This is a genomic window from Pelomonas baiyunensis, from assembly GCF_043555935.1.
In the GTDB taxonomy this organism is placed as follows: domain Bacteria; phylum Pseudomonadota; class Gammaproteobacteria; order Burkholderiales; family Burkholderiaceae_C; genus Pelomonas; species Pelomonas baiyunensis.
This window is the reverse complement of the sequence record NZ_JBIGIB010000001.1, coordinates 587,040-605,472: the sequence shown is the minus strand read 5'-3', so window position 1 is coordinate 605,472 and position 18,433 is coordinate 587,040. Positions and strand designations below refer to the sequence as shown.

General features: G+C 68.0%; 18 protein-coding genes. 11 read left to right on the top strand and 7 right to left on the bottom strand.

Annotation, left to right across the window (positions count from 1 at the left end; genetic code table 11):
• Nucleotides 1-15 precede the first annotated feature (15 nt).
• The 5 genes from ACG01O_RS02610 to ACG01O_RS02590 all read right to left on the bottom strand — a co-directional run bounded on the left by ACG01O_RS02610 (nt 16) and on the right by ACG01O_RS02590 (nt 3,963).
• On the bottom strand, nt 16-2,370 hold the full coding sequence (locus tag ACG01O_RS02610) for a methyl-accepting chemotaxis protein (RefSeq protein WP_394381074.1): 2,355 nt from the start codon (nt 2,368-2,370) through the stop codon (nt 16-18).
• A gap of 73 nt (nt 2,371-2,443) precedes the next feature.
• The gene (locus tag ACG01O_RS02605) at nt 2,444-2,974 is read right to left on the bottom strand and encodes a chemotaxis protein CheW (RefSeq protein WP_394381071.1); all 531 of its coding nucleotides are present in this window, start codon (nt 2,972-2,974) and stop codon (nt 2,444-2,446) included.
• A 2-nt stretch (nt 2,975-2,976) separates the two neighbouring features.
• Nucleotides 2,977-3,342: a response regulator transcription factor gene (locus ACG01O_RS02600; protein WP_394381069.1), complete on the bottom strand. Its 366-nt coding sequence runs from the start codon at nt 3,340-3,342 to the stop codon at nt 2,977-2,979.
• Between the two features lie 25 nt (nt 3,343-3,367).
• Nucleotides 3,368-3,757 carry a response regulator gene (locus tag ACG01O_RS02595; RefSeq protein ID WP_394381066.1) on the bottom strand — a complete coding sequence of 130 codons (390 nt, stop codon included), beginning with the start codon at nt 3,755-3,757 and terminating at the stop codon, nt 3,368-3,370.
• Between the two features lie 53 nt (nt 3,758-3,810).
• The gene (locus tag ACG01O_RS02590) at nt 3,811-3,963 is read right to left on the bottom strand and encodes a rubredoxin (protein ID WP_394382488.1); all 153 of its coding nucleotides are present in this window, start codon (nt 3,961-3,963) and stop codon (nt 3,811-3,813) included.
• A 180-nt stretch (nt 3,964-4,143) separates the two neighbouring features.
• Here ACG01O_RS02590 and thiD point away from each other — a divergent pair, with 180 nt between their 5' ends.
• The 4 genes from thiD to ACG01O_RS02570 are packed head-to-tail and all read left to right on the top strand — an operon-like array spanning nt 4,144 to nt 8,850.
• A complete protein-coding gene (gene thiD, locus ACG01O_RS02585; RefSeq protein WP_394381063.1) occupies nt 4,144-5,091 on the top strand; it encodes a bifunctional hydroxymethylpyrimidine kinase/phosphomethylpyrimidine kinase in 948 nt (315 codons plus the stop codon).
• Between the two features lie 19 nt (nt 5,092-5,110).
• Nucleotides 5,111-6,397 carry a glutamate-1-semialdehyde 2,1-aminomutase gene (hemL, locus tag ACG01O_RS02580; RefSeq protein ID WP_394381060.1) on the top strand — a complete coding sequence of 429 codons (1,287 nt, stop codon included), beginning with the start codon at nt 5,111-5,113 and terminating at the stop codon, nt 6,395-6,397.
• A gap of 31 nt (nt 6,398-6,428) precedes the next feature.
• Nucleotides 6,429-7,805, top strand: a complete 1,377-nt coding sequence (gene mpl / locus ACG01O_RS02575) for a UDP-N-acetylmuramate:L-alanyl-gamma-D-glutamyl-meso-diaminopimelate ligase (protein WP_394381057.1) — start codon at nt 6,429-6,431, stop codon at nt 7,803-7,805.
• Nucleotides 7,806-7,809: 4 nt separating this feature from the next.
• On the top strand, nt 7,810-8,850 hold the full coding sequence (locus ACG01O_RS02570) for a DUF4424 family protein (RefSeq protein WP_394381054.1): 1,041 nt from the start codon (nt 7,810-7,812) through the stop codon (nt 8,848-8,850).
• A 42-nt stretch (nt 8,851-8,892) separates the two neighbouring features.
• Here the strand turns inward: ACG01O_RS02570 and ACG01O_RS02565 are convergent, their stop codons facing one another.
• Together ACG01O_RS02565 and ACG01O_RS02560 are read right to left on the bottom strand one after the other, a co-directional pair.
• Nucleotides 8,893-9,306, bottom strand: a complete 414-nt coding sequence (locus ACG01O_RS02565; protein WP_394381051.1) for a PaaI family thioesterase — start codon at nt 9,304-9,306, stop codon at nt 8,893-8,895.
• A 102-nt stretch (nt 9,307-9,408) separates the two neighbouring features.
• The gene (locus tag ACG01O_RS02560; RefSeq protein ID WP_394381048.1) at nt 9,409-12,087 is read right to left on the bottom strand and encodes a zinc-dependent metalloprotease; all 2,679 of its coding nucleotides are present in this window, start codon (nt 12,085-12,087) and stop codon (nt 9,409-9,411) included.
• Nucleotides 12,088-12,198: 111 nt separating this feature from the next.
• On the opposite strand from ACG01O_RS02560, the gene ACG01O_RS02555 reads away from it, so the two are divergent.
• Genes ACG01O_RS02555 through ACG01O_RS02525 form a run of 7 tightly spaced genes read left to right on the top strand, consistent with a single transcriptional unit; the run spans nt 12,199 to nt 18,376 of the window.
• Nucleotides 12,199-12,786 (top strand): YqiA/YcfP family alpha/beta fold hydrolase, encoded by a 588-nt coding sequence (locus tag ACG01O_RS02555; RefSeq protein ID WP_394381045.1) that lies wholly within the window; start codon nt 12,199-12,201, stop codon nt 12,784-12,786.
• Between the two features lie 17 nt (nt 12,787-12,803).
• Nucleotides 12,804-14,846, top strand: a complete 2,043-nt coding sequence (locus ACG01O_RS02550; RefSeq protein ID WP_394381042.1) for a ribonuclease catalytic domain-containing protein — start codon at nt 12,804-12,806, stop codon at nt 14,844-14,846.
• A 1-nt stretch (nt 14,847) separates the two neighbouring features.
• A complete protein-coding gene (locus ACG01O_RS02545; RefSeq protein ID WP_394381039.1) occupies nt 14,848-15,702 on the top strand; it encodes an energy transducer TonB in 855 nt (284 codons plus the stop codon).
• A complete protein-coding gene (gene aroE / locus ACG01O_RS02540; RefSeq protein ID WP_394381036.1) occupies nt 15,699-16,556 on the top strand; it encodes a shikimate dehydrogenase in 858 nt (285 codons plus the stop codon). The genes ACG01O_RS02545 and aroE overlap by 4 nt, the downstream gene beginning before the upstream one ends.
• Complete coding sequence (gene mtgA, locus ACG01O_RS02535; protein ID WP_394381034.1) at nt 16,553-17,269, top strand: monofunctional biosynthetic peptidoglycan transglycosylase; 717 nt, start codon at nt 16,553-16,555, stop codon at nt 17,267-17,269. The genes aroE and mtgA overlap by 4 nt, the downstream gene beginning before the upstream one ends.
• Nucleotides 17,266-17,847 (top strand): hypothetical protein, encoded by a 582-nt coding sequence (locus ACG01O_RS02530; protein ID WP_394381032.1) that lies wholly within the window; start codon nt 17,266-17,268, stop codon nt 17,845-17,847. Before mtgA ends, ACG01O_RS02530 begins: the two co-directional genes overlap by 4 nt.
• Nucleotides 17,837-18,376: a TlpA family protein disulfide reductase gene (locus ACG01O_RS02525; RefSeq protein WP_394381029.1), complete on the top strand. Its 540-nt coding sequence runs from the start codon at nt 17,837-17,839 to the stop codon at nt 18,374-18,376. Before ACG01O_RS02530 ends, ACG01O_RS02525 begins: the two co-directional genes overlap by 11 nt.
• Nucleotides 18,377-18,433: the final 57 nt, after the last annotated feature.

The window sequence follows — 18,433 nt, the reverse complement described above, 5'->3', positions numbered from 1 at the left end:
CGGTGCGGCTCGGGGTCAAGCGACCTTGAATCGGGACACGGACGTGCGCAGCGCTTCAGCCGAACGCGACAGCTCATGCACCATCTGGGCAGTCGAGCGCGTACCTTCGGAGGTTTGCTCGGTCACGGCGAAGATGTGCTGGATGTTCGAGGCCACGTTGTTGGCCCGTTCCGCTTCTTCCTGCGCTTGCGAGGAGATGCGAACAATCAGCTCGTCCAGCTGACGCGACACGCTGTCGATGTCTTCCAGGGCCTTACCGGCCGCGTCAGACAGCTGCGTACCTTCCACCACACCGCGCGTCGAGCGCTCCATGGCGGCCACGGCGTCGTGGGTGTCGGTCTGAATGGTCTTGACCAGCGCGGCAATTCGGCGGGTTGCGTCGCCCGAACGTTCAGCCAGGCGCTGCACTTCTTCCGCCACCACCGAGAAGCCGCGACCGGCTTCACCGGCAGACGCGGCCTGAATGGCGGCGTTCAGGGCCAGCACGTTCGTCTGTTCCGTAATGTCCGAGATCAGCTCCGTGATCTCACCAATTTCCTGAGAAGACTCGCCCAGGCGCTTGATGCGCTTGGAGGTTTCCTGGATGGAGTCACGGATCGCGTTCATACCGGCGATGTTGTTCTGCATCGCGGACAAACCTTGCTCCGCCGCTTCCCGGCTGCGGCGGGCCACGTCGGCCGTGGTTTGCGCTTGTGCGGACACTTCCGTGATTCGCTCCGCCATGCTCAGCACGGCCTCACCGGTCGCGCGGATCTCGTGCAGTTGCTCCTTCGAGGCGGCCAGCAGGTCGGTCGAGGTTTGGTCCACCGCACCGGTCGTGTCCGTCACTCGAGCTGCCGTGGCCTGCACCTGGCCGACCAGGTTTCGCAGTTCTTCCACGGTGTAGTTCACCGAGTCGGCGATCGCGCCCGTGATGTCTTCCGTCACCGTCGCCTGTTGCGTCAAGTCACCTTCAGCGACGCTGGCCAGTTCGTTCATCAACCGCAAAATTGCCGCCTGGTTGGCGTCATTCACGCGCTTGGCTTCCTGTTCCTGCGCCTCAGCCTCGCGACGTTGAGCCTCTGCCAGCGTGGCGCGCTCGGACTGGTCCGCCACGAAGAGTCGCAGGAAGCCCACCGCGCCCGCCACCAGGGCCAGCAACGAAACGCCCAGCATCAGGATCAGGCCCCAGCCGGCGCCACCCGATTTTTCGAGGTCGGCCGCGGTCTGCTCCAGGCCCTTGCGCAGGGGTTCGGAGTCATTGAGGATGGCCGTTTGCGCCTCACGCGCCGCCACCAGGCCTTGCAGGTTGCCCAGAATGGCAGCCGCTTGCGTGCGGGTCTGCTCGTACTGCTTGAGCAGGGTTTGCAGGCGTTCCTTCAGCTGCGGGTCACGCGCGGCATTCAAGCGCAGTTCCGAGCTGCCGCTGATCAACGCTTCCGTGATCAGCTTGAACGCGTTCAAGTCCTTGCCCAGCAGGAACACGGCTTCCGGGCTCACGCCTTCCTGCGTCAGGAATTCGTTGGCGCTCTTGCCGATCCGCTGCGTCAGCATCACCAACTGACCGACCGCCGACACTTCACCCGCCGACGCACCGATCTGCAGCGCCTGGGCCGACACGGCTTCCGCGCTTTCCAGCAGGTCGCTGGACTGGCGGTTGATGGCCCGCAGGGCCTGACCGACTTGCGTCAGGATCTTTTCCTGACCCTGAACGACCTTGCCGTTCTTTTCAGCGCGCTCGACCAGCGGCTTCAGCAGGTCCAGCGTCGGTTGCACGGCCGCCGGGGCAATGGCGAGGTCCCCCTCGCCGGTGCGCAGGTTGGTCACCACGCCGCTGAGCGTGCTGACCGACTCGCGCAGTTCCGCGAACGCGGTCGGGTTGCCCACCAGGGCGGCTGACACCGACTTGGCCATCCGCTGCGAGTGCATCAGCGCCTGACCGGACGCACGCACCTGCGCGGCGCTTCGGTTGGACGAGGCCAGCACCAAGCTGACCGACACCGCCGTGCCAATGAAACCGATGGCCACCAAGCCGGTCAGCACGCGCTGACGGTGGCGGCCGAAGAGATCAGCCAACGTATCACCGCCAGCCGCGGACGCCGGCGGCAGCTGGGTGGGGTCGGCAGCCTGCGTCGTCGGCGCAAAGCTCATCGTGCTGCTGGGCGCGAACTCACTGTTCGGGCCGGAATCGGTGGGCACGGCCGGCGAAATGATGGACGGCGCTTCCGTGCGGCCGAAGGGCTCCACGCCCGCCAGCGTCGAATCCGCGTTGCGCGTGGCGTCAAAGCCAGTCACGGCGCGCGAATCGATGGTCGTGTCGGCACTGTCCGCCTGAACCACCGGCGTTTCGTCGGCTTCAGACTTCCCTCTGATTTTGTCCAGCAGGCTCATCTCACCCTCGTCCTTCAGTGTTTGTGTTGGCCGCACCCTGACGCGGCCCGGAACTTGTTTATGGATGCTTGCGTCACGCCACGATGTGCAGGAAGTTCTCCTGCCGTGAAAGCGCTTCGAGATTGATTTCTTGCCACAGGCGCCCCGCATCGTCGCGTCGCACCGCGCCCGCAAAGCGAGGACGCGGGCCTGTCGGCTGCTCGGGCGCGAGCGGCAGTTGCTCGTCGCTGCGCAGACCGGCCAACCGATCCACCAGCAACGCACAATTGAGGTTGAGATCCGCGCCCAACGACACCAGGCGATTTTGGGAAGTCAGGGGCCGGCCGACGACCGGGTCGCGCAGCCCCAGGTACACCGCCAGGTCCACCACGGTGAACAAACCACCCCGCAGGTTCGCCACGCCAGCCAACCAAGGCTTGGCGTACGGAACCGGCTTGATCGGCACCGGCGCGAAGATTTCGCTGGCCTGCTTCAACGAGAACAGCAGGCCCACGCCCGCGCAGTCCACAGCCAGCCAGTTCGCAATCAGCGTCTGCTCGCGGGCCGCCTGCATGCGCTCGGCCAGGCGCTGCTGCAACTCCCGAAGGGCGGTTTTGTTGGCCATGATCAGCCGAGAGCCTTGATCTTGGCCATCAGTTCGTCCGCCTTGACTGGCTTGACGACATAGTCACTCGCGCCTTGGCGCATGCCCCAAACCTTGTCGGTTTCCTGGCCCTTGCTCGTGCACATGATGATGGGCACACCGGCATAGCGCTCATCACGGGTGATGGCGCGGGTCAGCTGGAAGCCGTTTTGGCCGGGCATCACGACGTCCATCAAGATCAGGTCGGGCTTGGCCTCGGCCAGGCGCTTCATCGCCTCTTCGGCGTTTTCAGCCGTGCGAACCTCAAAGCCACGCTTGACCAGCATTTCGGACAGCGCGTGCAGTTCGGTCTTGGAATCGTCAACCAGCAGAATGTTGTGGATGCTCATGGCAGTTCTCTCTTTATGGGGCTGATCAGGGTCGATGCTGGAGCACCGCCTGCAGCAACTGGTCTTTGGTGAACGGCTTGGTGAGGTAGTCCTGCGAACCAACCATGCGACCGCGTGCCTTGTCGAACAAGCCGTCTTTGGACGACAGCATGATCACCGGCACTCCCGAGAACTGCGGGTTGCGCTTGATGATGGCGCAGGTCTGATACCCATCCAGGCGGGGCATCAGGATGTCGCAGAACACGAGGTCGGGATGAAAGTCGCCCAGCTTGGCCAGAGCATCGAAACCATCTTCAGCCAGCGCCACCTGATGGCCGCCTTGCTTCAAGAAGATCTCGGCACTGCGGCGGATGGTGTTGCTGTCGTCGATGACCAGGACGCGGGCAGGCCCTGCACTGGAAGCTGGATCGCTCAAACGTCGTCTCCTTGGAACATCAGCTCAAACGTGAAGCCAGCAGGCCCAACACGTCAGATGCGCACCATCTCAAAGTCTTCCTTGCGTGCGCCGCAGTCGGGGCACGTCCAGTTCATGTCGACATCGGCCCAGGCCGTTCCAGGCGCGATGCCATGGTCGGGATCACCGGTTGCTTCGTCGTAGATCCATCCGCAGATCAGGCACATCCAGGTACTGGGTTCGCTCACGGTAAATAGGCTTTGCTCACTACAATCGATTCATTCTAGCCAGGGGCTGCGAGCGCAATGCTGAGGGCAAACGCCTGTGCTCCGGACGTCTGAACCGCCCAATTAGCGGCAGACTCCACGCTTTGCGGCAACTCTTCGGCCGCACCCGCCAACACCCCCATGAGCCCAACTTCCCTGCCCCACGCCCCCGAGGTCGACGACGCCGCGCAAGACCAGGAGAGCCCTCCGCCCGCGTGCATGCTGAGCTTCAACGCCAGCGACGCCACCGGCGCCGGCGGCTTGGGGGGTGACGTGTCGACGGTGGCCGCCATGGGCGCGCACTGCCTGCCCGTGGTCACCGCCGTCGTGCTGCGCGACACCGCCGAGACCTTCGAGCACCACACGCTGGATGCTGACGTGGTCGCTGAACAGGCCCGCCACATCCTCGAAGACGTGCCGGTCACGGCATGGAAGGTCGGCTTCCTGGGCAACGCCGAGGGCGTGAGCGCCGTGGCCGAGGTGCTCAGTGATTACCCGGACGTACCGCTGGTCACCTACCTGCCTTCTGTCGCCTGGATGGAAGAGGACGACCAGCAGAGCTACCTCGACGCGCTGCGCGAGTTGGTGCTGCCGCAAACCGCGCTGCTGGTGGGCAACCACAAGACGCTGACGGACTTCCTGCTGCCCGACTGGGACAACGAACGCGCGCCCTCGGCCCGCGAACTGGCCGTGGCGGCCGCCCAGTCCGGCGCGCAGCACGTGCTGGTGACCGGCATCCAGTTGCCCAACCAGTACATCGACAACGTGCTGGCCAGCCCGCAAGGCCCGATCACGGGCGAAAAGTTCGAGCGTTTCGAAACCGCCTTCGTCGGCGCGGGCGACACGCTGTCGGCCGCCGTGGCTGCCCTGCTGGCGGTGGGCGCGGAGCTGCACGCCGCGGTCGGCGAAGCGCTGTCCTTCCTGGACCAGTCCCTCGACGCCGGCTTCCGCCCCGGCATGGGCAACGTGGTGCCCGACCGCTTCTTCTGGGCCCTGCCGGCCGGTGAAGAAGACGGGCAGGCGCCGACAGCGTTCGAGCCCGACCCCGAACCCGACATGCCGCCCAAGAACCCGCGGCGCATGCACTGAATTTTCAACGTCTCCTGTCATGGCCACCAATTCCGAGCTTTTCGAGCGCGCTGCGCGCGTCATCCCGGGCGGCGTGAACTCGCCCGTGCGTGCGTTCCGCGCCGTCGGCGGCACGCCCCGTTTCATTGCCCGCGGGCAAGGCGCCTACATCTTTGACGCCGAAGGCCAGCGTTACATCGACTACATCGGCTCGTGGGGCCCCATGATCCTGGGCCACGGCTACCCGGCCGTGCTGGAGGCTGTTCAGAAGGCGGCCGTTGAGGGCTTTTCCTTCGGTGCGCCCACCGAGCGCGAGATCGAACTCGCCGAAGAAATTCTGAAGCTCGTGCCCAGCATGGACCAGGTGCGGCTCGTCAGCTCGGGCACCGAAGCCACGATGAGCGCGATCCGGCTGGCCCGCGGCGCCACCGGCCGGGCCAAGTTCATCAAGTTCGAGGGCTGCTACCACGGCCACACCGACGCCTTGCTGGTGAAGGCCGGGTCGGGCCTGGCCACGTTTGGCCACCCGACGAGCGCCGGCGTCACGCCGGGCGCCGCGGCAGACACCATCGTGCTGGAATACAACAACGTCGAGCAGCTGGAAGCCGCCTTCGCCGAATACGGCGCCGAGTTGGGCTGCGTCATCGTGGAGCCGATTGCCGGCAACATGAACTTCGTGCGCGCGTCGGTGCCGTTCATGACGGCGCTGCGGCGCCTGTGCACGCAGCACGGTGCGCTGCTGGTGCTGGACGAGGTGATGACGGGCTTTCGCGTCGGCCTGCATTCCGCCCAAGGGCACTACGCGCAGCTGATTCCTGGCTTCGCGCCGGACATTTCCGTCTTCGGCAAGGTCATCGGCGGCGGCATGCCGCTGGCCGCGTTCGGCGCCAAGCGCGACGTGATGCAGCACCTCGCCCCGCTGGGGGGCGTGTACCAGGCCGGCACCTTGTCGGGCAACCCGGTGGCCACCGCATGCGGCCTGGCCACGCTGCGAGAAATCCAGAAGCCCGGCTTCTTCGACGCCCTGAGCCAAAAGACCCGCCGCTTGGTGGACGGCCTGACGGCCGTGGCCGCCGAGAACGGCGTGCCGTTCAGCGCCGACAGCCAGGGCGGCATGTTCGGCTTCTTCCTGCTGCCTGAATTGCCGCAGAACTACCCGACCGTCATGAGCACGGACAAGGATCGGTTCAACCGCTTCTTCCACGCCATGCTGGACGCCGGCGTCTACCTGGCCCCGGCCCTGTACGAAGCGGGCTTCGTGTCGGCCGCGCACAGCGACGCCGACCTCGACGCCACCCTCGCCGCCGCCCGCACGGCCCTGCGCTGACCCCTCACGCCCCGCCCCGGGGCTGATCGCCATGCATCTGCACATCCTCGGCATCTGCGGCACCTTCATGGGCGGCGTGGCCGCCCTCGCCCGCGAAGCCGGCCACAAGGTCACGGGCTGCGACGCCAACGTCTACCCCCCGATGAGCACGCAGCTCGAGGCCCTGGGCATCGAGCTGATCACCGGCTTCGGCGCGGAACAGCTGGACTTGAAGCCCGACGTCTTCGTCATCGGCAACGTGGTGACGCGGGGCGAGCGCTTCCCGCTGATGGAAACCATCCTGGACGCCGGCCTGCCCTATGTGTCAGGCCCGCAGTGGCTGGCTGAGCACGTGCTGCAAGGCCGCCACGTGCTGGCCGTGGCCGGCACGCACGGCAAGACGACGACGACCTCGATGCTGGCGTGGATCCTGGAACACGCCGGCCAGAAGCCGGGCTTCCTGGTGGGCGGCGTGCCGCAGAACTTCGGCGTGTCGGCCCGACTGGGCCAGGGCGCGCCGTTCGTCATCGAGGCCGACGAGTACGACACCGCGTTCTTCGACAAGCGCAGCAAGTTCGTGCACTACCGCCCCCGCACGGCCATCCTGAACAACCTCGAGCACGACCACGCGGACATCTTTCCCGACCTGGCCGCCATCGAGACCCAGTTCCACCACCTCGTGCGCACCGTGCCCGCCAGCGGCCGGCTGGTGGTGAACGCGCGGGAAGAAGCCTTGCAGCGCGTGGTGGCCCGCGGCTGCTGGAGCGAGGTGCAGCGCTTTGGCGCCAAGAAGGAAGAGGCCGGCATGCTGCGCGCACGCGGCGAGCCGCAAGCGTTCGACGTGCTGCGCGGCAGCCTCAAGGTGGCCCGCGTGGAGTGGAACCTGATCGGCGAGCACAACCAGCTCAACGCCCTGGCCGCCATTGCCGCGGCCGAGCATGTGGGCGTGACGCCCGAGCAGTCGGCGGCGGCGCTGGCCGAGTTCCAGAACGTGCGCCGCCGCATGGAGCTGCGGGGCGAGGTTCAGCGCGACGGCGGGGCCATCAAGGTCTACGACGACTTCGCCCACCACCCCACCGCCATCCGCACCACCCTCAACGGCCTGCGCCGCCGCATCGCCCCGGCCGACCGCATCCTGGCCATCTTCGAGCCCCGCTCCAACACGATGAAGCTGGGCACGATGAAGGCGCAGTTGCCCTGGGCGCTGGAGGAGGCCGACCTGTCCTTCTGCAACCAGCAGGGCTTGGGCTGGGACGCCAAGGAGGCGCTGGCCCCCATGGGCGCCCAGGCCGTGGTGGGTGCCGACGTGGACGAACTGGTGAAGGCCGTCGTCAAGGCCGCCAAGCCGGGCGACCACCTGCTGTGCATGAGCAATGGCGGGTTCGGCGGCATTCACGACAAGCTGCTGCAGGCCCTGGCTGCACGCTGAAGCGGTGCGCCGCGCCCGAATCCGCCACGCATTGACCCTGGCTGCGGCCGGGCTGGGCGGCTGGATCGGCGCCGCCCTCACCGCTCACGCCAACGACACCACCGCTCGGGTGGCCGTGGGCGGGCTGGAGTTCACACAGACCCGGTCGATTCGCATGGAGTCGGAACACCTGGTCATCTCGCCCGATCGGGTGCGCGTGGACTACGTGTACCGCAACACCACCGACCGCGCGGTGCGCACCGTGGTGGCCTTCCCCACACCCAGCTACCCCGACTGCCTGTCAGAAAGCGCGCTGGACCTGAACCAGAGGCCGGTTGAAGGCCTGCACACCGAGGTGAACGGCCAGCCCGTGCCCACCCAGCGGGTGCGGTCGGTGCTGATGGGCACGCGGGACGTCACGCAGCAACTGCGGGCCGCCGGACTCCGCGAGGCCCAGATCTTCGCGCCCGCGCCGCTGCCGTTTTGCAGCACGAGGCCCGAGCCCGAGCCCTGGCCGGCAGCTGTGCGCAAGCGCCTGAAGGCCGCGGGCATCGTGCCGGACGAACTCCGCACGGCCGACACCTACCACTGGACGCAGACCTTTCCGCCCGGCCAACCGGTGCGCGTGGGCCACGCCTACACCCCATTCGCCGGCGGCATCTACACCTTTTACGGGCTCGACCGGACATACGCAGAACCAGGATCAAAAGCACCACCGGTGTCATCGCACTGGGGCGACCACACCGACCGCGCCTGCCTGGACGAGGGCGCACGCGCAGCGATCGACGCCGGCGTGCAGCGCCTGCTGCGCCAGGGCGCGGCCTCGGTGCAGATGAGCCTGCGCGATGTGGAATACATCCTGGGCACGGCCCGCAACTGGCAGGGGCCCATCGGCCGCTTCACGCTGGACGTGGTGAAAGCCCAGCCCCAAGACATCGTCTCGCTGTGCTTTCCAGGGCGGCCACGGCGGGTGGATGCGACCACGTTGCGCTTCGAGCACACCGGCTTCACGCCGCCGGACCGCGTGCAGGTCAACTTCTACACACTGACCCCGTACGACCGCTGAGTGCACGGCAGGCCGCGCGCCGCGGCCGATGCGCTCAGCGGCTCAGGCCTGCGGGTACAGCACCATCTGCGTGCAACGGAACAGCGCCATCGTCTTGCCGGTGGTGGCGTTCGTCACCACCGCGTCCCACACCTGCGTCGTCTTGCCCAGGTGCACGGCCTTGGCCACGCAAGTCACCCGGCCCTCGCGCGCGGTGCCCAGGTGGTTGGACTTGAGCTCCACCGTGGTGAAGCCCGTCGCGCCCTCGGGCAGGCTGGCCACGCAGCCGTAGCCGGCGCAGGTGTCGGCCAGCGTCACCACGCTGCCGGCGTGCAGGAAGCCGTTCGGCGCCATCAGCTCGGGCCGCACGGTCATTTCGCCGTGCACCTCGCCCGGCTCGACCCGGGTGATTTGGATGCCCAAGTGCCCGGGCAGCTTCTGCGCTCCGATCTCGTTGTACTTCGCTGGATCGGCCATGCCGCCCTCCTCATGAAACGGCACTCATCCTAGGCCGCGCACGCGCGGATGAAAAAAGGCCGGCGCATGGCCGGCCTTCGCAGTGGGGCAATGCCCCGCGCGTCAGCTGCGCACCAGCGTGGCCTTGAGCATGCTGTTCAGCAGCTCCAGCGACTCGGCCAGGTGGGCCCGCGTCTCGATGGACAGGCCCGGCTTGGCCGAAGCCGCACGCAAGTCGCCCGCCAGTTGGTTGGCATGCCAGCGCGCCAGCGCAAACGCGTCGGCGTATGCCGCCACGCCATTGGTGGAGCGGTTCAGCTGGGCCTGCAGGCGCTTGATGTACTCGCGCTGCAGGCTGCGGCGCATGCGGTCGATCTCAGCCCCCGTCTTCAGCTCGCTGAAGATGGCCGATTGCAGCGCGCCGTACACCTCGCTCAGCGACACTGCGCCCTTGCGTTGCGCCTCCGGCAGGTAATTGGCCTGCTCGATCAGGCGGCGTGCGGTGCTGGCCGACATCAGGCGATCCAGCACGCGCCCCTGCACCACGGCCACGGCGTCCGGAATGGACAGCGGCAGGCCGCGGTCCCACTCGTTGTAGTCCACGGTCTGCGCCGCCAGGAACTCGGGCTTGAACTTGAACGAGTCGCTGGACAGCAGCCCGCTGGCGATGAAGCGCAGGGCCTCACGCTGCTGGGCGTTGTCCACCGGCTTGAACGCCGGGCCTTGCGTCACGCCCGGCACCGTGCGTTCGGCGTGCAGGCCGCCGACGTACTTGCTGACGTTGTTGGCGGTCATCACCAACTGGCGGAAGGACTCGCTGACCGAGCGGCGGTTGCGCAGCGGGTCGTCGCCCAGGTTGGCCGGGCGGGCCTGCACGCGCTCCCACAGCTCCTGGCTGAGCTTGAGGCGCTTTTTGGCGTAGGCCAGCGGGTCATCGCCCAGGTCGCGCTGGTTCGTGCGGGGGTCGAAGCCGTCGTACGGGCCGCCCACGCCTTGGTCCAGGTCGTCGCCGTAGGCCAGCTGCGGTTCGGTCGAGCGCGCCGCGATCTTGGCCAGCTCAGCGGCTTCCTGGTCGGCGGCAATCGGCTTGTAGGCGTACTCGATGGCCCAGTAGTCGTACGCGCCCAGCGTGGTGTTGGTCAGACTGGCCTTGGGCTCGCCCTTGAGGGGCAGGTTGTAGGCGTTGTAGTCCATCACCGAGTTGGAAATACCGTGCGCCTCGGTGTAGGCCTTGTCCTTGAGCTGCGCCTGCGTGACGGTGGTGGACGAGCGGAAGTTGTGCTTCAGGCCCAGGGTGTGGCCCACCTCGTGCATCACCACATCCTTGATCACGGCCTGCGCCAGCGCTTCGGCCTCGGGGCCGTTCATGTCCAGGCCATCGCGCAGGGCCAGCAGGTCCAGCGCAAAGCCGAGTTCGCGGGCCTGGTCGGCCATGTAGCGGCACTGCTGCTCCGACAGGCGCAGGCTGCGCTCGCCCATCCAGCTGCTGGATGCAGCCTCGCCGGCCTCATGCGCGTGCCAGCCCAGCACGTCATCCGTCGCCAGGCGGCGCGAGCCGCGGCCGAACACGTCGCTCATGCCGATGTCGGCGTCCAGGATTTCGCCGGTGCGCGGGTCGCGGTTGCTCGGGCCGATGGCAAAGCCCACGTCCGCACCGGTGAACCAGCGAATCGACGCGTGGGTGGAATCCATGTTGTCCCAATCGGCGTCGTCAGGCTGCTGCTTGGCCTGCACCGCGTCCTTGAAGCCGATCTTCTCGAAGGCCTTGTTCCACTCTTCAATGCCCGCCTTCACCGCCGCGCGGTACTTGGCCGGGATGTTCTTGTCCATCCAGTACACGATGGGCTGAACCGGCTCGGACAGGGCTGCGGCCGGGTCTTTCTTCTCCAGGCGCCAGCGGGCCACCATGTGCACGCGGGGGTTGGCCTTCAGGTCATCGCCCAGGTTGCTGTAGGCCTCGGTGAAGTGACCCAGGCGCGGGTCGGCGTGGCGCACCGCGGCGGGCTGCTCGGGCAGCGCGCGGAAGCTGTAGACGAAGCTGAAGAACATCGACCGCGCATCCGGCGTGGCCTGCGGTGGCGTGGGCGTGGGCACCGGCGCAGGCACCAGCGGCGGCGCCGGAATGCGCGCGGTGGCGAAGTGCACGCGTGAGGTCAGCGTGGAAATCTGTGCATCGGCCCGCGTGGCTTCGATGTAGGAGTTGGCGCGGTCCGGCGCGAACGGCAGGCGGTAGGCCATTTCCAGACGCGTGGAGTAACCCGGGATGTCGCCCAGCAGCAGGCCGGAGGCATCCACGAGAACCGACTTGCGGTCCGGGTGGTCGGCGCTGGCCACCGGCACGCCGGCGATCAGGCTGGGCGAGAAGGCCTGCTCGATGGCGAGCTTGCTGTCCGGCTGGCTGGAGCGGAACTTGGTGTTCAGCGCAATCAGCTGCACCTGGTTGCCGATGCGGCGCCACTCGGCCAGCTCGTCGCCCAGCATCTGGCTGGCATACAGGCCGCGTTCGCCCACGGCGTTGGCCACGTTCACGCTGAACAGGAAGGGCTTGCGGAAGGCGTCTTTCGGGATCTCGATCCAGACCTTCTCGTCCTTGCGCCAAATCGGGAAGAGGCCGGGCTGCTCGGTGGCGCCCTTGATGACGTCGGCGAAGGGCTTGGGTGCCGTCGGGTCGGCGGGCGGGCGGGCGGCAGCGGCCGGGGCGGAGGCGGCCGCAGCAGGTGCGGCCGGGGTCTGGGCTTGGGCCAGGCCGGTCAGCGCGATCAGCGCGGCAGCGGCCAGGGCGGTGCGGGAGCTCGGGATCATGGTGTGACCGAAGGAAACAAAAGCCGCGGACTGTGGGGCGCAGCGACACTCGCGTCAATCCGCGTCCGCCCCCGTCGCCGGCGCGCCGAATCTCACGCAAAAACTTCCGTCATGGCGCTCACGCATCTGTTGTATCTGCATGGTTTTCGCTCGTCGCCCGCCTCCGCCAAGGCGCGGCGCATGGCCGAATGGGCCGCCCAGCAGCCCGGCCTGACCTTCGAGTGCCCGCAGTTGCCGCCGTCGCCGCTGGATGCGCTGGCCTGGGTCATGGAGCGCGTGGCGGGCTGGCCGCGCAGCGGGGTGGCGGTCATTGGCAGCTCGCTCGGCGGTTTCTACGCCACGGCGCTGGCCGAGCAGCCCGCGCAACGCGGCTGGCGAGTGGCAGTGCTGAACCCGGCCGTCAACCCGGCGCGCGATCTGGCCCGGCACATTGGCACGCTGACGGCCTGGCACGACCCGGCGCTGCAATTCGAGTTCACCGCCCAGCACGTGGCGGAGTTGCAGGCGCTGACGCCACCTCGCCTGACGCAGCCGCAGCGTTACTACGCGCTGATCGCCAAGGGCGACGAACTGCTGGACTGGCGCGAAATGCTGGCGCGCTACGCCGGCTGCGACGGCGAGGTGCTGGAGGGCAGCGACCACGGCCTGACCGACTTTGAAAACCACCTGCCCGGCTTGGCGGCGCACCTGCTCGGGTAGGGGAGAATCCGCCGCCTATGTTTGCGCTGTTTGATGACGCCGGCAAATTCCTCGCCGGCCGTGTGATGAGCGAGGCCGATGCCTCGCTGCAGGTGGAGCTCGACTCGGGCAAGCGGGTCAAGGTCAAGTCGGCCAATGTGCTGCTGAAGTTCGAGCAGCCCGCCCCCGCCGTGCTGCTGGCCGAGGGCCGCCAACTGGCCGACGAGATCGACCTGGACCTGGCCTGGGAGTTCGCCCCCGAGGGCGAGTTCGGCTTTGCCGACCTGGCACGCGACTACTTCGACGCCAAGGCCGGCGTGGTGCAGCAAGCCGCTGCGCTGTTCCGCCTGTTCGATGCGCCGCACTACTTCCGCCGCGCCGGCAAAGGCCAGTTCAAGAAGGCGCCGGAAGAAACCGTGAAGGCCGCGCTGCTGGGCATCGAGCGCAAGCGCCAGCAGGCCTTGCAGATCGAAGCCTGGGCGCAAGAGCTGGTGGCCGGCACCTGCCCGCAGCCCATCCAGGACCAGATCTACAAGATCCTCTTCAAGCCCGACAAGAACGGACCCGAGTACAAGGCCGTGGTGGAGGCGAGCAAGCTCGCCCACAAGGCGCCGCTGGACCTGCTGCAGGCCGCAGGCGCCATCACCAGCGCCTACCAGTTCCACTGGAAGCGCTTCCTGTTCGAGAACTTCCCCAAGGGCACCGGCTTCCCCGCGCTGACGGCACCGGAGATCAAGGACGAGCTGGCCTTGAGCCCGGCCCGCGCCTTCTCCATCGACGACTCGCAAACCACCGAAATCGACGACGCGCTCTCCGTGCAGGGGCTGGGCACCGGCACCGTCACCTTCGGCGTGCACATCGCCGCACCGGGCCTGGCCATCACGCCGGACTCGGCCGTAGACAAGGTGGCCCGCGAGCGGCTGTCCACCGTCTACATGCCGGGTTGGAAGCTGACCATGCTGCCCGACGAGGTGGTGCAGGCCTACACGCTGATCGAAGGCCGCGACTGCCCGGCGGTGTCCATCTACTTCACGATGGATGAGGCAACGTTTGAGGTCACCTCGCGCGAAACCAAGCTGGAGCGCGTGCACATCGCCGCCAACCTGCGCCACGACAAGCTGGACGGCATCGTCACCGATGCCACGCTGTCGGGCGAGGCGCCGGCCGACTACGCCTTCGCGCCCGAACTCGCCTTCACCTGGCGCCTGGCCAAGCACCTGAAGGCGCAGCGCGAGGTGGTGCGCGGCAAGCCCGAGAACTTCAACCGGCCGGACTACAACTTCCGCCTCGCCGGCGAGCGCTCGGAAGCGCCGGACGGCACCGAGTCGGTCGAGATCAGCGTGCGTGCCCGCGGCAGTTCGCTCGACCTCATCGTGGCCGAGGCCATGATCCTGGCCAACTCAGCCTGGGGCGGCTGGCTGGCCGAACTGGGCCTGCCCGGCATCTACCGCAGCCAGGCCAGCCTGGCGCCCGGCATCAAGGTGCGCATGGGCGTGAAGGCCCTGCCCCACGCCGGCATGGGCGTGGCCAGCTACACCTGGGCCAGCTCGCCACTGCGTCGCTATGTGGACCTGGTCAACCAGTGGCAAATCATCGCGGCCGCCCGCCACGGCAAGACGGCCGCGCTGGTGGCGCCCTTCAAGCCGAAGGACGCGCAGCTCTTCTCCATCATCTCGGGCTTCGAGGCGGCCTACGCCGCCTACAACGGCTTCCAGAACGGCATCGAGCGCTTCTGGACGCTGCGCTGGCTGCAGCAGAACGCCACCACCGAGCTGACCGCCACCGTCATGAAGGAAGGCCTGGTACGCGCGGACGACCTGCCGCTGGTGTTCAAGGCACTGGGTTGCGAGCCCCTGCCGCGCGGCAGCCACGTGAAGGTGCGCATCACCGGCCTGGATGAGATGACGCTGGATGTGCACGCCACGCTGGTGGAGCGCCTCGATGAAGTGGCCGCCGAGGCCGAGCCGGACGGTGACGACGACGAGCTGGAAGCCGCCGCCGCACCGCTGACGCTGGCCATCGACCTGAACGACGGAGGTGCCGACGGCGACACCGCCGCCGCACCGGCCAGCCACAGCTGACATGCGCCGGTTCAGCACGCTGCAGATCGCCCTGGCCTTGTCGCTGGGGGTTCACGGCGCCTTGCTGAGCCTGCGCATCGCCGCGCCCGAAGCGTTCAACCGCATCTTCCAGGACACGCCGCTGGAGGTGGTGCTGGTCAACACCCGCTCCAACGAACTGCCCACCAAGGCCGCCGCGCTGGCCCAAGCCAACCTGGCCGGCGGCGGCAACCTGGAAACCGGCCGCGCCACCTCGCCCCTGCCCCCAGCCCGCCACAGCGAGAAGGGCGACGCCGCCGAGGCCGCGCACACCCAGATCACCAAGCTGCAAGAGCAGCAGCAACAACTGCTGACCCAGGTGCGGCGCGAACTGGCCCTGCTGCCGCCGCCCGACCCGCGGCGTGAAAAGAGCGACCCGACCGAGCGCGCGCAAGCCGAAAAGCGGCGTCAACTGGTGGACCTGCTCGCCGAGATTGAAAAGCGCGTCAACGAAGAAAGCGCCCGGCCGCGCAAGCGCTACATCAGCCCGGCCACCCGCGAGGTGGTGTACGCGCAGTACTACGACGCACTGCGCCGCCGCATCGAGGAACGCGGCACGCGCGACTTCCCCGAGTACCGCGGCAAAAAGCTCTACGGCGAGCTGACGATGAACATCCACATTGACCACAAGGGCCGCGTCATCGAGACCGAAATCGTGGCCCCCAGCGGCAACGCCACGCTGGACAAGCGGGCCGTGGCCATCGTGCAGGCGGCCTCGCCCTTCGGCAACTTCAGTGCCGAGATGCTGCGCGGCGCCGAGGTGCTGGTCATCACCTCGCGCTTTCGTTTCACGCGTGACGAGGGCCTGGAAACCAGCCTCGCAGGACAAGCCCCATGAATGCCCACCCCGCCGCCAGCGGCCCGGCGCCTGACCGCTACGCCGTGGTCGGCCACCCGGTCGAACACAGCCGCTCCCCCACCATCCACGCCCTGTTTGCCGATCAGACCGGGCAGGCGCTGCACTACGAGCGCCTGCTGGCGCCGCTGGACGGCTTTGAGGCGACGCTTCGCGCGTTCGCAGCCGCGGGAGCCAAGGGTTGCAACGTGACCGTGCCGTTCAAGTTCGAGGCGTTCGCACTGGCCACCCGCCGCACCGAGCGCGCGGAACTGGGCGGCGCCGTCAACACCCTGCGCTTTGATGCGGACGGCTGGGTGGGCGACAACACCGACGGTGCCGGCCTGGTGAACGACATCCAGCACAACGCCGCCCGCCCGCTGCAAGGCGTGCAGGTGCTGCTGGTGGGCGCCGGGGGTGCCGCTGCCGGCGTGCTGGGCAGCCTGATGGCCGCCCGGCCGGCGCAAGTCACCGTGGTCAACCGCTCGGTCGACAAGGCACAGGCCCTGGTGGCCAGCCATGCCCAGTTGGGGCAGCAGCTGGGTGTCAGGCTCGCCGCCGCCACGCTGGCCGATGCGCCGGCCACGCAGGACGTGGTGATCAACGCCACCAGCAGCAGCCTGGCCGGCGAGGCCTCGCCCGTCGGCGCCCAGGTGCTGCGCCCCGGCGCGCTGGTGGTGGACATGATGTACGGCCCCAAAGCCCAGCCCTTCCTGGACTGGGCGGCCGCGCACGGTGCCGAGCCGCGCGACGGCCTGGGCATGCTGGTGGAGCAGGCGGCCGAAGCCTTTCACTTCTGGCGCGGCGTGCGACCCGACACCGGGCCGGTGCTGCGCGCCATGAGGGCCAGCCTGTGAAGCAGCGGCTCACGCGACTGCTGGCCGTTCTGTCCCTTGCAGTGCTGTGCCTGCAACTGTGGTTCGGCGCACGCATCCTGGCCATGCGCTGGCTGGCGCCGCAATCCACCACCTTCCAACGTAGCGAAGCCTTGCGGCTGGTGCGCGACCAACATCAGCTCGCGTGGTCTCAAACCTGGGTGGACGACAGCCAGTTGCCCATCACGCTCAAGCGTGCGGTGATCGCGAGTGAGGACGACTCCTTCGCCACCCACGGCGGCGTGGACTGGGAAGCCCTGCAAAGCGCCTGGAAGAAAAACGAGCGCGCGCAAGCCCGCGCCGAAGCGCGCGGCAAAACCACCGCCAAGGTGGTGGGCGGCTCGACCATCAGCCAGCAGTTGGCCAAGAACCTGTTCCTTTCCGGCGAGCGCACCTTGCTGCGCAAAGGCCAGGAGTTGGTGCTGACCTTGATGCTCGAAGGGCTGCTGGACAAACGCCGCTTGCTGGAGATCTACCTGAACCACGTCGAGTGGGGCGAAGGCCTGTTCGGCGCGCAAGCCGCCGCCCGCCACTACTTCCGCACCGACGCCGCCCGGCTCGGCACCTTCGAGGCCGCACGCCTGGCCGTGATGCTGCCGGCCCCCAAGCGGTTTGAGCGGCAGCCCGCGTCACCGTACGTGCTGGGCCGAGCCGCCGTGATTGCCGCTCGCATGCCCAGCGCCCAATTGCCATGAGCCTGACCGAAGAAATTGCTGCGGCCGCCGCCCGTTTGATCGTGGACGAGGGCATGGACTGGGGCCCGGCCAAGCAGCGCGCGGCCCGTGACCTGGGCCAGCCCCGCGGCGCCCTGCCCGACAACGATGCGGTGGAAGACGCGGTGCGCGAGCACATCGCCATCTTCCATGCCGACACCCAACCCGGCGAGCTGCGCGCTCTGCGCGAGCTGGCGGCCCAGTGGATGGCCCGGCTGGCCGAGTTCCGCCCGCACCTGACCGGCGCGGTGTGGCGCGGCACGGCCACCCGGCTGTCCAACCTGCACCTGCAGCTGTACTGCGACGACTCCAAGGCCGCCGAAATCGGCCTGCTGAACCGCGGCCTGAGTTTTGACGTGGCCGAAACCACCGGCCCGAGAAACCGGGCGGTGGACATGCTCATCCTGGATGTGCCCTGCCCCGCCCTGCAGGAGCGCGTCACACTCTGCCTGACCGTCCTGGACTTCGACGACCTGCGCGGCGCCCTCAAACCCGACGCGCGCGGCCAGACGGAACGCGGTGATCTCGCCGCCCTGCAGCAGGTACTTGATGAAACATGAACCCATGCCGGCGCACTGGCGCCGCACCTTTCTGGCCACGGCCGGTGTGTCCGTGGTGGCCGGCTTGGCCGCCCAATGGGCTTGGCGGCGCTTTCACACGCCCGAGCTGACGCCGGCCGCTCAGAGTTTCTGGGCGCGTCGCTTCACCGCCCTCGACGGCACCGAACTGGACGTGGCCCACTGGCGTGGCCAGCCCCTGCTCGTGAACTTCTGGGCGACCTGGTGCCCGCCTTGCGTCAAGGAACTGCCGGACATCAACCAGTTCTACAAAGACGCCCGCTCGAAAGGCTGGCAAGTGCTGGCCCTGGCCGTGGACCAGCCCGAGCCGGTGAAAACCTTCCTGCAGAAAACGCCGCTGGACTTTCCCGTGGCACTGGCCGGCGCTGAAGGGCTGGCCCTGGCGCGCGAACTCGGCAACCCAGCCGGTGGCCTGCCGTTTTCGCTCGCGTTCGACCGCCAAGGCGAGATCCACTGGCGCCGCTTGGGCGTGACCCACCCCGAAGACCTGCGCGAACTCGCGAAAACCTGAGCCCATCCGCGGCTTTCAGGCCATCACAGGCGGCCGACCCTGAGAATTTCCCTATCC

What these genes read in the sequence shown, in the direction of transcription:
- ACG01O_RS02525 (WP_394381029.1), top strand. Translation starts at nt 17,837, where the DNA reads ATGAAACATGAACCCATGCCGGCGCACTGGCGCCGCACCTTTCTGGCC.
- ACG01O_RS02550 (WP_394381042.1), top strand. Translation starts at nt 12,804, where the DNA reads ATGTTTGCGCTGTTTGATGACGCCGGCAAATTCCTCGCCGGCCGTGTG.
- ACG01O_RS02600 (WP_394381069.1), bottom strand. Translation starts at nt 3,342, where the DNA reads ATGAGCATCCACAACATTCTGCTGGTTGACGATTCCAAGACCGAACTG.
- ACG01O_RS02555 (WP_394381045.1), top strand. Translation starts at nt 12,199, where the DNA reads ATGGCGCTCACGCATCTGTTGTATCTGCATGGTTTTCGCTCGTCGCCC.
- ACG01O_RS02560 (WP_394381048.1), bottom strand. Translation starts at nt 12,087, where the DNA reads ATGATCCCGAGCTCCCGCACCGCCCTGGCCGCTGCCGCGCTGATCGCG.
- thiD (WP_394381063.1), top strand. Translation starts at nt 4,144, where the DNA reads ATGAGCCCAACTTCCCTGCCCCACGCCCCCGAGGTCGACGACGCCGCG.
- aroE (WP_394381036.1), top strand. Translation starts at nt 15,699, where the DNA reads ATGAATGCCCACCCCGCCGCCAGCGGCCCGGCGCCTGACCGCTACGCC.
- ACG01O_RS02545 (WP_394381039.1), top strand. Translation starts at nt 14,848, where the DNA reads ATGCGCCGGTTCAGCACGCTGCAGATCGCCCTGGCCTTGTCGCTGGGG.
- ACG01O_RS02610 (WP_394381074.1), bottom strand. Translation starts at nt 2,370, where the DNA reads ATGAGCCTGCTGGACAAAATCAGAGGGAAGTCTGAAGCCGACGAAACG.
- hemL (WP_394381060.1), top strand. Translation starts at nt 5,111, where the DNA reads ATGGCCACCAATTCCGAGCTTTTCGAGCGCGCTGCGCGCGTCATCCCG.
- mpl (WP_394381057.1), top strand. Translation starts at nt 6,429, where the DNA reads ATGCATCTGCACATCCTCGGCATCTGCGGCACCTTCATGGGCGGCGTG.
- ACG01O_RS02565 (WP_394381051.1), bottom strand. Translation starts at nt 9,306, where the DNA reads ATGGCCGATCCAGCGAAGTACAACGAGATCGGAGCGCAGAAGCTGCCC.
- ACG01O_RS02530 (WP_394381032.1), top strand. Translation starts at nt 17,266, where the DNA reads ATGAGCCTGACCGAAGAAATTGCTGCGGCCGCCGCCCGTTTGATCGTG.
- ACG01O_RS02605 (WP_394381071.1), bottom strand. Translation starts at nt 2,974, where the DNA reads ATGGCCAACAAAACCGCCCTTCGGGAGTTGCAGCAGCGCCTGGCCGAG.
- ACG01O_RS02590 (WP_394382488.1), bottom strand. Translation starts at nt 3,963, where the DNA reads ATGTGCCTGATCTGCGGATGGATCTACGACGAAGCAACCGGTGATCCC.